Raw genomic sequence first — 13,543 nt, 5'->3', positions numbered from 1 at the left:
GTGAGGTTGTCGAGTCAGACCGGGTTCCCCGCGGCTCAGCCGTGCGGGTCGTCCACTTTCAGCTGTTCTCCCGTCGTCGCCACGAACACGACCAGCAGTTTCGCCGGTTCGGTCGCGCTGACGTTGTCCGTGGCGACGTGGTGCGCGCCCGGCTGTTCGGTCCAGTTTTCGCCCTGGTGGTAGGCGTGGGCGGGCTGGCCTTCGAGCTGGCTGCGGATCGTGCCTTCGAGCACGTAGGCGTAGACGAAAGCGTCGCCGTGGCGGTGGGGGGCCGCGCCGGCGGACGGCGGGAACGAGACGATCGACGAGGTGAACGTCTTGCCCGGGATGTTCGGCAGGGCCTGGGCGAGAAGCGGGGTCAGCGTCTCGGCAGGATGACCGGAAACAGAGGCCGGAGCCGAAGCCGGAGCCGCGGCCTGGGACTCGGCTGCGGACGAGCAGCCGGCGACCGCCACCGCGGTGAGCAGCAGGCCGCCGGCGACACGTGGGTTGATCACTCGGCCACCTGGATGATCGTCTTACCCGGAGTCCGCTGCCGCCGCGCGAACGCTTCGGCCGTCTCGGCGAGCGGGCGCACGTTGCTGACGATCGGCTTGAGCCGTCCGTCGCGGACGCGCTGGGCCAGGTCCGCCAGGCGCACGCGATCCGGTTCCACCACGAAGAAAACGGCGCGCCCGTCGGCCGGCTGCACCTCGGGGGGCGCGGCGATGGTCACGACGGTGCCGCCGGGGCGCACCAGCTTCGTCGAGCGCTCGAGGACCTCGCCGCCGATCACGTCGAGGATCACGTCGGCCGGGCCGGCGGACTCGAAGGAGGCGGTGTCCACAAAGTAGTGCGCGCCGAGGCCGAGCACGAAGTCGCGGTCGGCAGGGCGGCCGGTGCCGATCACTTGGGCGCCCGCCTCGTGGGCGAGCTGCACCGCGATGGACCCGACACCGCCGGCGGCACCGTGGATCAGCAAGGTCTGGCCGGCGGACAGCGAAGCGTGGTCGAACAGGGCCTGCCACGCCGTCAGCCCCGAGATCGGCAGCGCGGCGGCCACGGTGTGGTCGATGTCCGCGGGAAGCGGCGCGAGGTTGCGGGCCTCGACGGCGGTGTACTCGGCCAGGGAACCGTCGCGCAGCCAGTCGGTGAGGCCGAACACGCGCTGCCCGACACTCAGGCCGGTGGTGCCGTAACCCAGCTCGGCGACGACGCCGGACAGCTCGTGCCCGGGCACGCTGGGCGTGCGGTCGCGGCCGGCGCGGTCGGTCCAGGTGCCGGGCCACTCGAGCTCGCCCGGGGTGAAGCCGGCGGCGTGCACGCGCACGATGACGTCGTTCTCGGCGGCGTGCGGGTGGGGCACGTCGGCGAGCTTGAGGCCGCCGACGCCCGCGCTTTGGTCCTGTGCGGTGATGGCTTGCATGTCATGTCCTTTCAGGACAGTCAGTGGTGTCGGGGTGCAACGAGTTCAGCGACGCGCCGGGTCGAAGAGGACTGCACGGCCGCGCTCACGGACAGCACCGCGACGAACGCGAGGTACACGTAGCCCGTCGTCTCCAGCCCCCAGGACGGCTCCACCAGCCCGGCCGCCAGCGACGGGAGGCTCAGCGCCGCGTAGCTGACGACGTAGGCCGCGGAGAACACTTCCGACCGCGTCTTCGTGGTGGTGGCCGCGCTGATGCCGCGCAGCGTCCCGGTGAACGTCAGGCCGACGCCCAGCCCGGCGATCACTGACCCGCCGAGGAAGCCGTCCGCGGAGCCGAAACCCAGGGCGCCTGCCAGCACCGCCGCGCCCACGACCAGCAGGACCGCGCCCATCAGGGTCGCGATCCGGGCGGTGTGCCGCGCCGCCCACAGGCCGCCCGCGCTGTTGGCGAGGAACAGCACCGCGATGGCGAGGCCGCCCGCGGCGCCGAACCGCACGTGCAGGACCTCGGTCACGAGCGACGGGGCGAGCGCGAGGAACAACCCGGTCAGTGACCACCCCGCGACGATGGCGGGCACCGCGCCGAAGAACGCCCGGTGCGTCTCGCGCGGCACGCGGACGCGCGGGCGCAGCGACGTCAGCACGCCAGGCCGTGGGCCGGCCGTCTCGGGGATGGCGAAGACCAGCGCGGCGACGGCCATGAACGCCACGGTGAGCACCGGGAAGACCACCGCGTCGGGTTGTGGGCCGGCCTGCACGAGCAGGCCTGTCACACCGCCACCGGCGGCGAGCCCGAAACTCGTCCCCACGGCGGTCATCGTCGGCCCGCGGTGCGGGCGATCCGCGGGGGAGAACTCGACCAGCCCGGCGGCCAGCGCGCCCGTCGCCATCCCGGTGGCGAGGCCCTGCACGATCCGGGCGGTCACGAGCGCGCCGACCCCGCCGGCCGCCCAGAAGATCGCCGTGCCGGCCGCGGCCACCAGGAGCGCCGCGACCAGCACCGGCCGGCGCCCGACGTGGTCGCTCAGCGAACCGACCGTCAGCAGCGCGACGACCAGCCCGGCGACGTACACGGCGAAAACGACCGTCAGGATCATCACCGAAAAGCCCCACCGCTGCAGGTACACCGGGTAGATCGGCGAGGGGGCGCTCGTCGACGCCATCAGGAGCACGTTGGCGAAGACGAGCAGGGCGAAGGAGGCGCCCCGGCTCAGGTTGTGTCGGTCGTCCATTTCGGTGGCCGGGTCAGCTCGACCAGGGCGAGCCGGTGATGCGCTCGACGGTGGTCGTGCGGGAGAAATCGGGGATGAAGTGCTCCAGGATGTCGGAGTTCACCGTTCCGTTGGTGGTTTCCGGGCGGTGCTTCAACGCGTCGACGAAGGTGCGCAGGAAATCGTTCTTGAAGTCGCCGCGCGGGTGGAAGGCGAGGATTTCCTCGACCTGGGCGAGGTCCAGGCCGTCGAAACCGAAACCGAGCACGTCGGTCAGCACGCCGAGGTGGGTCGTGGCGATTTCCGGGCCCATGCGCCCGGGGATTCCCGGCGTGGTGTGCAGGGCGATGGCCGTCCACACGGTGTCCGCGGCCGCGGCCGAGAAACCCCGGTCCAGCAGGAACTTGCGCCCGTGGTCGGCGCCGTCGACCTCGAACCGCTGCTCCACGTCGGAAAACGGCGTGATGAGCCCGGTGTCGTGGAACATCGCGGCCAGGTAGAGCAGTTCCGGATCCGGTTTCACCCCAAGCCGCTGCGCGTGGAACTGGCTGAAGAAGTAAACCCGGCGGGAGTGGTGGTAGATGAGGGGGTTGGTCGTTTCCTGGATGAGACGCGACGCCTCGGCGACCGCCGCCGTCTCGGGGACCTCCACACCCGCGATGATCTCTGACATGACTGCTGCGCTTCCGTTCTTTTCTCGACGGATTGTGTCCGTCTCCATGGTGCCGATCGCGGCGCCCGTCGTGCCGCCTTTGTCCGGCCAGGAACCACTCAGATCGGGACGCGCGGTTCAGCCGTCGACGGTGTGTGCGTGCAGCAGTGCCTCGACGAAGGCGTCGGGGCGGGTCAGAAACGCCTCGTGGTCACCCGGAACGGTGATCGGCTCGACCCCGAGCCGGGCCGGGAATCGCGGACACCACGCGTAGTCGCCCGGGGGCATCGCCAGGTCGCATTCGCCGGCCAGGTAACTGACCGGCAGGCCGAGGGTCGAAAACGCGGGCGCGTGCAGGGGCTGTTCGAAAAAGCACATCGGCTGCGGCACGAGCAGTTCGTAGATCAGCTTTTGCGTCGGTTCCGGGGTGTCCTGGGCGAAGGCGCTCTGCCACACCGGGTAAGGCAGGACGACGGAATGGTCACCCGATTCCTGCGCGAGCTGCCGGAAGAGCGCGGCGTGCCCCGGCGGGACGTCGTCCACGAGCGCCACGCCGTTTTCCGGCACGAACGCGCTGTGGAACACCACGCGGCGAACCCGGTGCGGAACCCGGTGCGCCGCCCCGAAAACGGGGTACCCGCCCCAGCTGTGGGCGACCAGCGTGACGTCTTTCAGGTCGTGGCCGTCGAGGAAATCGACGAGGAAGTCCACTGTGTCCTCGAGCGTGAAACGGCGGGGGTCGTCGCCGTCCGCGAGGCCCGGCAGCGTCAGCGCGACCACGTCGTGCCCCGCGGCGCGCAGCCGCTGGGCGACCGGCCGCCACGACCACGCGCCGTGCCACGCGCCCGGAACCAGCACGTACGTCTCCACCATGGTTCGACTCACCTTCCTGTGGCTTCGTTGCCAGAGGGCTTGCAGCCCGTGCCGGACCTGCTTCTCGGTCGGGCCTGTGACGAAGGGAACGTAGCGAGTAGTTTAGTTACGGTCAATAGGTGTAACTAAACTTGGTGGGCGCAATTTTGTGGTGACGGTGTGCTACCAATGCCCTGTGCGCCCGTCTTCCGCCTCCACGACCGCCAGGCCGGGTTCCCCCGCGCGCGTCGTGGCGATCCTGGTCTTCGACGGGGTGACCCTGCTGGACGTCGCGGGCCCGGCGGAGGTGTTCAAGGAGGCCACGCGGCTCGGTGCCGACTACCGGATCGTGCTCGTCTCGCCGACGGGCGAGGACGTGGTTTCGAACCTCGGGTTCAAGGTCGCGGTCGAGGGTTCCGTGCGCTCCGAGCCCGCGCCGGACACCTACCTGGTGGCCGGGTCCGACCTCTACCCGCGCACGCCCGTGCCGTGCGACCTGGCGGAAGCCGCCCGCGTGCCGGCCGCCGGCGCCCGCCGCGTCGCCTCGATCTGCACGGGCGCGTTCATCCTCGCCGCCGCCGGCCTGCTCGACGGCAAGCGCGCCACCACGCACTGGAAGGTCACCCAAGAGCTCGCCGCGCGCTGCCCGACGTGCCGCGTCGAGCCCGACGCCATCTACGTTCGCGACGGCACCACCTACACCTCCGCCGGCGTCACCGCCGGCATCGACCTGGCCCTGGCCCTCGTCGAGGAGGACCACGGCCCCGACCTGACGCGCGACGTCGCCCGTTCCCTGGTCGTGTACCTGCAGCGCTCGGGCGGGCAGTCGCAGTTCTCCGCCCCGCTGCAGGGCCCGCCGCCGCGCTCCCCGGCCCTGCGCACGATCACCGACCTGGTCACGGCCAACCCCGGCGCCAGGTACTCGCTCGGCGACCTCGCGAAACACCTGAACGTCAGCACCCGCCAGCTCACGCGCCTCTTCCACGACGAACTGAACACCACCCCGGCCCGCTACGTCGAGAACATCCGCTTCGACCTGGCCCGGGCCCTGCTGGACCAAGGCCACACCGCGACCCAGGCAGCGACCCTCGCCGGTTTCCCCAGCTACGAGGCTTTGCGGCGGGTGTTCGCGCGGAAGCTGTCGATCAGCCCGGCGGCTTACCAGCGCCGGTTCAGCACGGCGCAACGGGCCAACGCTGGGTAGTTTTCGGCGGCCGTCCGGCCGGTCTGCGAGGCCACCATCGGCATGAAGCTCGCGGCCGCCCTTCTCCGCCGGGTCCGACGCGGCGGGGCGCGGCCCGATCCGGCTCACCTCGCACGGGCGATGCTTCGCGGGCCGGCGGCGAGGACCGTGGCGTCGTCCTCCCAAGCCGGTTCGAGCGGCGCGCCGGCGCGGCAGGGCCGACGGTGAGGAGGGCGGAGCATGGCGGAGACGGCTACGCCTGCGTCGGCCGGCGGCACCTCGGATGGGCCGGCCGGGCCGAGCCAGCTGCGCCAGCAGACGAAGCCAGACCAGCCGGGCGAGCAGAAGGAGCCGGACCCCTCAGCACGGCTCCGCTCACGTGCCTACCTGCGCCTTCTCGTGCTCGCCGCGATCATCGGGGTGCCCATCTCCGCGGCGGCGTACTTCTTCCTCCAGCTGGTCGGCGCGCTGCAAGTCTGGGTTTACACCGATCTGCCGCGCGCGCTCGGGTTCGCCGGGCCGCCGTTGTGGTGGCCGGTGCCGCCGCTCCTCCTCTGCGGGCTGCTGGTCGCGGTCGCGGTGCGGTATCTGCCCGGTGGGGGCGGCCATCCGCCCGTCTACGGGTTCACGCCGGGCCACCAGCCCACGCCGCGCCAGCTGCCGGGCGTGCTGCTCGCCGCGGTGGCGACGCTCGGGCTGGGGGCGGTCCTCGGGCCCGAGGCGCCGCTGATCGCGCTCGGTGCCGGGCTCGGGGTGTGCGCGATCCGGCTCGCGCGTCCGCACGAGCCGAAGCAGGTCGGTGCCGTGGTGGCGGCGACGGGGAGCTTCGCCGCCATCAGCGCGCTGCTCGGGTCGCCGATCCTCGGCGCGTTCCTGCTGATGGAGGCGTCGGGGCTGGCCGGCGCGACCATGGGGCTGGTGCTGCTGCCGGGGCTGCTGGCCGCCGGGATCGGCACGTTGCTCTTCATCGGCCTCGACTCGCTGACCGGCCTGGGCCCGGCGTCACTGGCGTTGCCCGAACTACCGCCGTTCACCCACCCCGACATCGGGCAGTTCGGCTGGGCGCTCGGCATCGGCGCGGCCGCGGCGGTGCTGGGCACGGGTATTCGCAGGCTGTCCCTGCTGCTGCACTCGCGCGTCGAAAACCACGTCCTGCTGCTGACTCCCGTGGCGGGCCTCGTGGTCGCCGGGCTCGCGATCGCCTACACCGCCGCAGGCGGAAGCCTGTCGGACGTCCTGTTCTCCGGCGAGACGGCGCTGCCGGCGCTCCTGGAGAACAGCGCGACGTACGCGGTCCCGACGTTGCTGCTCCTGGTGGCCTGCAAGGGACTCGCGTACGGCGTGACGCTGTCGGCGTTCCGCGGCGGGCCCGTCTTCCCGTCGATGTTCCTCGGAGCCGCCGGCGGCGTCGCGCTGTCGCACCTGCCGGGCCTGCCGCTCGTCGCCGGGGTGGCGATGGGGATCGGCGCGATGTGCGTCGTCATGCTGCGGTTGCCGCTGACGTCCGTCCTGCTCGCCACACTCCTGCTCGCGTCCGACGGGCTGGCGGTGATGCCGCTGGTGATCGTCGCGGTGGTCGTAGCCCACGTGCTGGCCGCGTGGCTCGGCCCGCGCGAGGGTTCACTCGCCAAGGGTGATGAGGCGACGGCGCCTGCCACGCCAGTCTCCAAGGGCTCTGAAACGGCTGTCCGGGGAGGAACCAGCATGGCTCAGCGACCGAACATCGTCCTCGTCCACGGCGCGTGGGCCGACGGCTCGTGCTGGAGCGCGGTGATCGAGCGCATGCAGGCCGACGGCTACCGGGTCACCGCACCGCAGTTCCCGGAATCGTCGCTGGCCGCCGACGTCGCACGGCTGCGTCAGGTGCTGGCCCGCCAGGACGGCCCGACGATCGTCGCCGGCCACTCGTACGGCGGGCAGATCGTCACCGCCCTGGGGACGGACGCGCCGAACGTCGTCGGCCTGGTCTACGTCGCGGCGTTCGGCCTGGACGAGGGCGAGACGATCGGCAAGCTGCTGGCGCAAGGCCCCGTGACCCCGGCGCTGGCGCACCTCGACGTCGACAAGCAGGGCTTCGCGTGGCTGCCCGAGGACGACTTCGTGAACCACTTCGCCGCCGACGTCGACCCGGTCAAGGCGCGCGTCATGCACGCGGTGCAGCAGCCGCTGGCCTTCTCGGCTCTCGACGAGGTGATGGGCGTACCGGCGTGGAAGTCGCACCCGGCGTGGTTCCTGGTGGCCGAGGGTGACCAGGCGATCCCGCCCGAGGCCCAGCGCCTGTTCGCCGCGCGGATGAAGGCTACGACCGTCGAGGTCGCGACCAACCACGTCGCGATGGTCTCCCACCCCGACGACGTGCTGCGGCTCATCGCGAGCGCCGTCCAGGCCGTGCGGTGAGATCGACCGAGCCGCGTGCCCCGGCCGACACCGCGGCACCGGTGATGCGGTACGGGCTGACGGCGGGGCGCCCCATTTCTTCCGCGCCCAGCTGTCCGTGCTCGGCGAGGCCCTCCTGAAGGACGGGGTGCTCCTCGGCGCGTCCCTCCTGACCGCCGCCGACTCGCTGAGCGCCGCGGCCGAGCGCTCGTAGGTTCAGGCCCGGTGCACGGCCTCGAGAATGACGCGGGTGACGGTGTCGGGATGCGTGATGAAAGACAGGTGCCCCGAGTTGATCACCGTCGTGCGCGCCTTCATCCGGGCGGCGACGAAACGCTGGAGCTCGGGCGTGGTCGTGCGGTCGGCCGTGGTGATCACGTAGCTGCTCGGCTTGGTTTCCCACGCGGCGGCGGTGGTTTTGGTCGCGAAGAGATCCTGCGCGACGCGGCCCTGGGCGGCGTAGAGGACCCGCGCCCTGGTGGTCGGGACGCCGTTGGCGAAGTCGTTGAGGAACGCGTCTTCGGTGAGGTGGCCGAAACCGTTCTGGTACACGAGACCCGCGCCGGCCGGCGCGGCCGGGAACCGCGCGGTGAGCGCGGGGTAGTCCTCGCCGGCCATCGGTGCCCGCGCGGACAGGTAGACGAGCGAGTCGACGGCCGGGTGGACGCCGGCCTCGCTGATCACCGAACCGCCGTAGGAGTGGCCCACCAGCACGGTCCGCCCACTCTGCAGGTCGAGCTCGCGCCGCGTCGCGGCAACGTCGTCGGCCAGCGAGGTCAACGGGTTCTGCACCGACGTGACCGTGATGCCGGCGGCTTGCAGGCGCGGGATCACGTCGGCCCAGCACGACCCGTCGGCGTAGGCGCCGTGGACGAGCACGACGGACCGCCGCGGCGCGGGCCGCGTGGCGGCGCTCGCCGAACCCGGTACGGCGAGCGCGAGCCCGGTGGCGCTCAATGCGGCGATGCCCGCGAAGGACCGGCGGGTCAGCCGCGCCGGGGATCCCGTGGTGTCCGGATTCTCGCGATGGTGCGGGTCTGTGCGGTTCATGGCTGAGAGCTCCCCTTGTCAGCAGTCGATGCCGTCTGTCCACAGTGGCCGCACGCGGCGGCCGGCCATGATCACGTTACGCCGCCGCCGCGACCTGAGTCGGCGGCCTTAGGGGTAAGAACTGTCACTTGATCGGCGCGACCAGCGGGCTCAATCGGACTCGGCGGCCGAATGCCACACACCGAACCACTGTTCGGCGCCGAACTCCTCGAACTTCTCCACCGCGGTGAATCCCAGCTTCGCCGCGAGCCGCATCGAGCGCTCGTTGGCGGTCTGGGTGCAGAGCGCCACCGGTTCGCCGGGCAGCGCCCCGGCGATCCAGGCGAGCACCGCCGCACACGACTCGGCGGCGTACCCGAACCCCCAGGCCCGCGGCAGGAACAGGTAGCCGATCTCCATTGCCTCGGCGCCCGGCCGGAGCTGACCCGGACGGGCCGCCTCACGCCGGTCGAGCGTGACCATGCCGATCATCGCCGCGTCGAGCTCGACGACGAAGAAACCGAAGCGCCGCCCGGGCACCTCGGGCGAGGTGCGCTCCAGCTCGGCCCGCGATCGCGGGCCACCGAGGAAGGTCGAGACCTCGGGCGAGGCGAACAACTCGATGATCGTCGCGCGGTCCCGGGCCTCGGACTGGCGCAGCACCAGCCGCTCGGTCCTGATCGGGGCGGGCGGCCAGGCGGTCATGGCGGTAACTTATCGCGGCACGACCATGGCGGAAGCTTGCGCCCGTACGGCCTCGGTGATGCCCCACTCAGGGGAAACCACGGCGCCGGCATCGGTTCACCGCTTCGGCGGTACTGCTGCTTGATCCGGGTCCGCCCGGAGGTGCCGGCGATGTCCGGGTGCGCGACGCGGGCATATTTGTTGACTTCGCAGAACAAGTTCTGACAGTCGACCAGGTGCAAGCGACGTCCGCCCAGCGAGGCGAAGCGCAGTCCGAGCCGCGTGAAGTGGGCTTCCTGCGTGTCGGTCATATACGCGATCACCGCGTCCTCGATACCGCGGGCGCCGGGTCCGAAGCATTTCCTGATGCCGTCGCGCGCGCCCGGGCCGGCGACGACGAAGTCGTTCTCGGAGAAGTCCAGCACGGACGTGTAGTTGAGGTCGATGGCGAACTGGAAGGCCAGGAAATCCCCCAGGCCCGGATAGGAGCGCAGCAGCGCGAACACTTGCGCCAGGCCGTGGGCGTCCTGGAGCTTCTCGGCCAGGCCGTCGCGGATCATGGTCTCGGCGAGCAGCAGGTGGTCGTGGTGCTTGCGGGCGCCGCCCAGCCGGGGCGGCGGGATGACGTAGGCGGGGGAGTACAGCGCGCGCCCGGCGCGCCAGGCCGCGTCGAGGACCGCGCGTGCCGCTGCCGGCCGCCACGACGCCCACGTGACGGGTCCGAGCTCGGCCTCCAGCAGGCGCCACGTGTCGATCTTGTTGAAGGACTTGAACAGCACCATCCGGAAGACCACGTCACGCGCCTCTTGCGGGCCGCGGTAGCCCACGTCGTGGATGGCGAACTGGCTCACCCGGTCCGCCGCGCGGTAGCAGTTCGTGAACCGGTGGGCGGTGAGGATCGGATCGCTCGCCACGGGCTCGCAGTTCCGCAACCGCGCGAAGTAGGCGTCTTGGCGGGCGGCGGCAAACCGCCAATACGTGTCGAAAACCGGGCTCGGCTGCAGTCTCCGGCCCAAGACGGTGAGGTCCGGAATGGACTCACTCACGGCGGCCGGGCTCCGGATTTCCCGGCGACGTCAGGTAAGCCAGCGCCATCTCCGCCGTCTCGGTCGCCCACGTGCGCCAAGTCAAGTCGTCCGGCCAGAAGCGGCCGGAGGCGGCGCGGTGGACGCACGAGCCGATGATCGTCCGCGCGGCCATCCTAAGGGCGAGGGCGCCGTCCGGGCGGCGGATCTCGGCGAGGCAGGGCTCGGCCGCGTCGACGAAGGTCCGCTGGATCGCGGCCATCGCCTGCAGGCCCCGGTCGCGGCCCTCGGCGCGCTGGGCATCGAGCAGGTCGGGGAAGACGCGGCCGTGGCGGGTGAACGTATGCGCCAGGGCCTCGGTGAACGCGGTGACGGTCTCGCGAAGCCCGGGCGCCGGCGAGCGAAGCGCGTCGCCGACGGTGGTTTCCAGCCGGCCGAGCAGCTCGTCCTTCACCGCGTAGAGCAGCTGGTCCTTGCCCGAGAACCGGCGGTAGATCGCTCCCACCGACAGCCCCGCCCGGTCGGCGACCGCGCCGACGGTGAACTCCTCGATGCCCCCGTCGGCGAGCACGTGCTCGGCCGCGGCCAGCACCTTCTGCAGGGACTCCCGGCTGCGGGCTTGTTGGGGCGGGCGGAAGCCCTGCTCGACGGATCGCTGACTCACCGGCCGCACGTTACCTCGCACTTCGGGGCGCACGGTCGGCGCCCATATGCGAATGATAACTTCCATTATCATTCGGGATGAGGAGGAGCAGCGGCATGGTGAGCATCGAGGTGACGGGTGCCTCCGTCGACTTCCCGATCTTCGACGCCAAGACGCGCTCGCTGAAGAAGCAGGTGCTCGGCAAGGTCGGCGGCAAGATCGGCACCGGCGCGAAGGTCCCGGTCATCGAGGCGCTGCGCGACATCACTTTGTCCCTGCGCGACGGCGACCGCGTCGGGCTGGTCGGGCACAACGGCGCCGGCAAGTCCACGCTGCTGCGGTTGCTGTCGGGCATCTACGAGCCGACCCGCGGCAGCACACGCGTCGTCGGCCGGATCGCGCCGGTGTTCGACCTCGGCGTGGGCCTGGACCCCGAGGTCTCCGGCCGCGAGAACATCCTGATCCGCGGGCTGTTCCTCGGCATGAGCCGCAGGCAGATGGAGCGCCGGCTCGACGACATCGCGGAGTTCACCGAGCTCGGCGACTACCTCCACCTGCCGCTACGCACCTACTCCGCCGGCATGCGCGTCCGGCTCGCGCTCGGCGTGGTGACCACCATCGACCCCGAGATCCTCATCCTCGACGAGGGCCTCGGCGCGATCGACGCGGCGTTCCTGGCCAAAGCCCGCGGCCGATTGGTGGACCTCGCCCGCCGCTCCGGCGCGCTGGTGTTCGCCTCCCACGCCGACGACCTGCTGCGCGAGCTGTGCACCACGGCCCTCTGGCTGGACGAGGGCCGCGTCCGCGCGCACGGCTCGCTGGACGAAGTCCTCGCCGAGTACAAGACACCCGGTCGGTGAGTCAGGCGGCCTCGAGGACGAAGAACAGGAAGCACAGGAACGCGTGCTTGTCCCCGAACTCCTCGGGGAACCGCTCGCGCGCGCCCGGCGCCGGGTACGGCTCGCTGATCACGGCTGTCCGGAAGCCGGCCGCGGTGAAGGCGTCGGTCATCGCGTGCAGGGGCCGGTGCCAGTACGTGAGCGTGGCCTTCTGGTCGGCGAAGTCGTACTCCTCCGACCACCGGGCGGTCGCGAAGTAGTTCGACTCGAGGTTGAGCAGCTTGAAGACGATCGGGTGGTTGACGGCCAGGATGAGGCGGCCGCCGGGCTTCAGCACGCGCCGCAGTTCGGCCAGGGGAGCGGACCAGTCCTCGAGGTAGTGCAGCACCAGCGACACGATGACGTCGTCGAACTCCGCGTCTGGATACGGCAGCGGCTTGCTCAGGTCGCCGATCCGCAGGTCCGCGTCGGCGCCGAGCCGGTGCCGGGCGAGCTCGATCATCTTGACGCTGGCGTCGAAGCCGGTCACCTCGGCGCCGCGGTCGCGCAGTGCGGCGAACACGGGACCGGCCCCACAGCCGGCGTCGAGGATTCGCCGGCCGGTCACGTCCCCGGCCAGGTCCAGGATCGCGGGCCGCGCGTAGTAGGCGTTGATGAGGCTGGTCTCGGTCTCGGCCGTGTAAGCCTCGGCGAAACTGTCGTAGTCGTTGGTGACGTCGGCTGGCATGCGCCCCATCCAACCCACCTCGCGGTCGTCACCCAACCGGCTCAACGCGACGGATCGGCCAGCCCGTGCAGTGCGCGGTCAGTTCGCGCCGCTCCTGGGCCGAATACCGCGACCTGATCACCCGGCACCGCGCCCCGGACGACGAGCGGAAGGTCCTGATCCGCCTCATCGCCGACGGTTCGCACCGCCTCGTGGCCCTGCGCACCGAGCTGCGGGCCCGGCAGTTCGAGGCGCTTTTCCGTTGCCCGACGTCGACGGGGCCGTCGCCGAAGTCGGGCACGCCGTGGACACCCTGCGTGCCGACGGGGTCGTCCTGATGTCCAATGTGGATGGTCGCTACCTCGGCGGACCCCGATTTTCGCGCCGCTGTGGGCAGAACTGGACCGGCGGCGAGCCGTCGTGTTCGTCCACCCGGCGCAGCCGCCGATGCCGCTGCCGGCCGGCACGCCGGCGCCGTTGGCGGACTACGTCTTCGACACCACGCGAGCCGCGCTCAACCTGGTGCTCACGGGCATGCTCGGCCGATTCCCGAATGTCCGCGTGATCCTCTCGCACGGCCGCGGGTTCCTGCCGTACGCCACCTACTGGTTCTCCGGGCGGACGTCGACCGTCGTGGACACCACACGCGACGCTGACGACGTGATCCGTGAACTCAGGCGCTTCTACTTCGACACGGCCCTCTCGGCCAGCCCCAGCGCGCTGCCGGCGCTGCTGGAGTCCGCCGAACCGGGGCACGTCCTCTACGGCAGCGACTGGCCTCGCTCCTGAACAGGCCGGCGCTTACTACAACCGGTACCTGGAGCAGTACCCACGCTTCGCCGAAGGCCAGGCCGCCGCGATCGACCGCGGCAACGCGGAGGTGCTGTTCCCGCGCCTGGCGGGCTGATCCGGCGGGACGACGGAGGTGGGTCCGC

At 71.3% G+C, this 13,543-nt stretch carries 15 protein-coding genes; 5 read left to right on the top strand and 10 right to left on the bottom strand.

Translation table 11 applies throughout. The features are described from left to right. Positions 1–35: 35 nt before the first annotated feature. The 5 genes from AB0383_RS04550 to AB0383_RS04530 form a co-directional block, all read right to left on the bottom strand. The gene (locus AB0383_RS04550; RefSeq protein ID WP_364185844.1) at positions 36–497 is read right to left on the bottom strand and encodes a cupin domain-containing protein; all 462 of its coding nucleotides are present in this window, start codon (positions 495–497) and stop codon (positions 36–38) included. Beyond that, positions 494–1,405, bottom strand: coding sequence for an NADP-dependent oxidoreductase (locus AB0383_RS04545; protein ID WP_364185842.1), 912 nt, complete (start codon positions 1,403–1,405; stop codon positions 494–496). The genes AB0383_RS04550 and AB0383_RS04545 overlap by 4 nt, the downstream gene beginning before the upstream one ends. Before the next feature lie 20 nt (positions 1,406–1,425). Further along, positions 1,426–2,640 carry an MFS transporter gene (locus AB0383_RS04540; protein WP_364185840.1) on the bottom strand — a complete coding sequence of 405 codons (1,215 nt, stop codon included), beginning with the start codon at positions 2,638–2,640 and terminating at the stop codon, positions 1,426–1,428. 13 nt (positions 2,641–2,653) lie between these two features. After that, positions 2,654–3,292, bottom strand: coding sequence for an HD domain-containing protein (locus AB0383_RS04535; RefSeq protein WP_364185838.1), 639 nt, complete (start codon positions 3,290–3,292; stop codon positions 2,654–2,656). 117 nt (positions 3,293–3,409) lie between these two features. Further along, a complete protein-coding gene (locus tag AB0383_RS04530; protein WP_364185836.1) occupies positions 3,410–4,144 on the bottom strand; it encodes an alpha/beta hydrolase in 735 nt (244 codons plus the stop codon). 175 nt (positions 4,145–4,319) lie between these two features. Here AB0383_RS04530 and AB0383_RS04525 point away from each other — a divergent pair, with 175 nt between their 5' ends. After that, on the top strand, positions 4,320–5,327 hold the full coding sequence (locus tag AB0383_RS04525) for a GlxA family transcriptional regulator (protein WP_364185834.1): 1,008 nt from the start codon (positions 4,320–4,322) through the stop codon (positions 5,325–5,327). 219 nt (positions 5,328–5,546) lie between these two features. Next, the gene (locus AB0383_RS04520) at positions 5,547–7,703 is read left to right on the top strand and encodes an alpha/beta fold hydrolase (RefSeq protein ID WP_364185832.1); all 2,157 of its coding nucleotides are present in this window, start codon (positions 5,547–5,549) and stop codon (positions 7,701–7,703) included. A 195-nt stretch (positions 7,704–7,898) separates the two neighbouring features. Here the strand turns inward: AB0383_RS04520 and AB0383_RS04515 are convergent, their stop codons facing one another. The 4 genes from AB0383_RS04515 to AB0383_RS04500 all read right to left on the bottom strand — a co-directional run bounded on the left by AB0383_RS04515 (position 7,899) and on the right by AB0383_RS04500 (position 11,084). Further along, on the bottom strand, positions 7,899–8,732 hold the full coding sequence (locus AB0383_RS04515) for an alpha/beta hydrolase (RefSeq protein WP_364185830.1): 834 nt from the start codon (positions 8,730–8,732) through the stop codon (positions 7,899–7,901). Positions 8,733–8,882: 150 nt separating this feature from the next. Further along, on the bottom strand, positions 8,883–9,416 hold the full coding sequence (locus tag AB0383_RS04510) for a GNAT family N-acetyltransferase (protein ID WP_364185828.1): 534 nt from the start codon (positions 9,414–9,416) through the stop codon (positions 8,883–8,885). Next, on the bottom strand, positions 9,413–10,441 hold the full coding sequence (locus AB0383_RS04505) for a nucleotide kinase domain-containing protein (protein ID WP_366185159.1): 1,029 nt from the start codon (positions 10,439–10,441) through the stop codon (positions 9,413–9,415). The genes AB0383_RS04510 and AB0383_RS04505 overlap by 4 nt, the downstream gene beginning before the upstream one ends. Beyond that, entirely contained in the window at positions 10,434–11,084 is a 651-nt protein-coding gene (locus AB0383_RS04500; protein WP_364185824.1) for a TetR/AcrR family transcriptional regulator, read from the bottom strand. The genes AB0383_RS04505 and AB0383_RS04500 overlap by 8 nt, the downstream gene beginning before the upstream one ends. A gap of 95 nt (positions 11,085–11,179) precedes the next feature. On the opposite strand from AB0383_RS04500, the gene AB0383_RS04495 reads away from it, so the two are divergent. Further along, positions 11,180–11,923: an ABC transporter ATP-binding protein gene (locus AB0383_RS04495; RefSeq protein WP_364185822.1), complete on the top strand. Its 744-nt coding sequence runs from the start codon at positions 11,180–11,182 to the stop codon at positions 11,921–11,923. Between the two features lies 1 nt (position 11,924). On the opposite strand, the gene AB0383_RS04490 is transcribed toward AB0383_RS04495, so the two are convergent. After that, the gene (locus AB0383_RS04490; protein WP_364185820.1) at positions 11,925–12,638 is read right to left on the bottom strand and encodes a class I SAM-dependent methyltransferase; all 714 of its coding nucleotides are present in this window, start codon (positions 12,636–12,638) and stop codon (positions 11,925–11,927) included. Positions 12,639–12,694: 56 nt separating this feature from the next. Here AB0383_RS04490 and AB0383_RS04485 point away from each other — a divergent pair, with 56 nt between their 5' ends. After that, positions 12,695–12,946, top strand: a complete 252-nt coding sequence (locus tag AB0383_RS04485) for a MarR family winged helix-turn-helix transcriptional regulator (RefSeq protein WP_364185818.1) — start codon at positions 12,695–12,697, stop codon at positions 12,944–12,946. Between the two features lie 37 nt (positions 12,947–12,983). Then, on the top strand, positions 12,984–13,397 hold the full coding sequence (locus AB0383_RS04480; RefSeq protein ID WP_364185991.1) for an amidohydrolase family protein: 414 nt from the start codon (positions 12,984–12,986) through the stop codon (positions 13,395–13,397). Positions 13,398–13,543 lie beyond the last annotated feature (146 nt).

It is taken from the genome of Amycolatopsis sp. NPDC051373, from assembly GCF_040689465.1.
Lineage (GTDB): Bacteria > Actinomycetota > Actinomycetes > Mycobacteriales > Pseudonocardiaceae > Amycolatopsis.
This window is presented reverse-complemented; position numbering and strand designations above follow the sequence as displayed.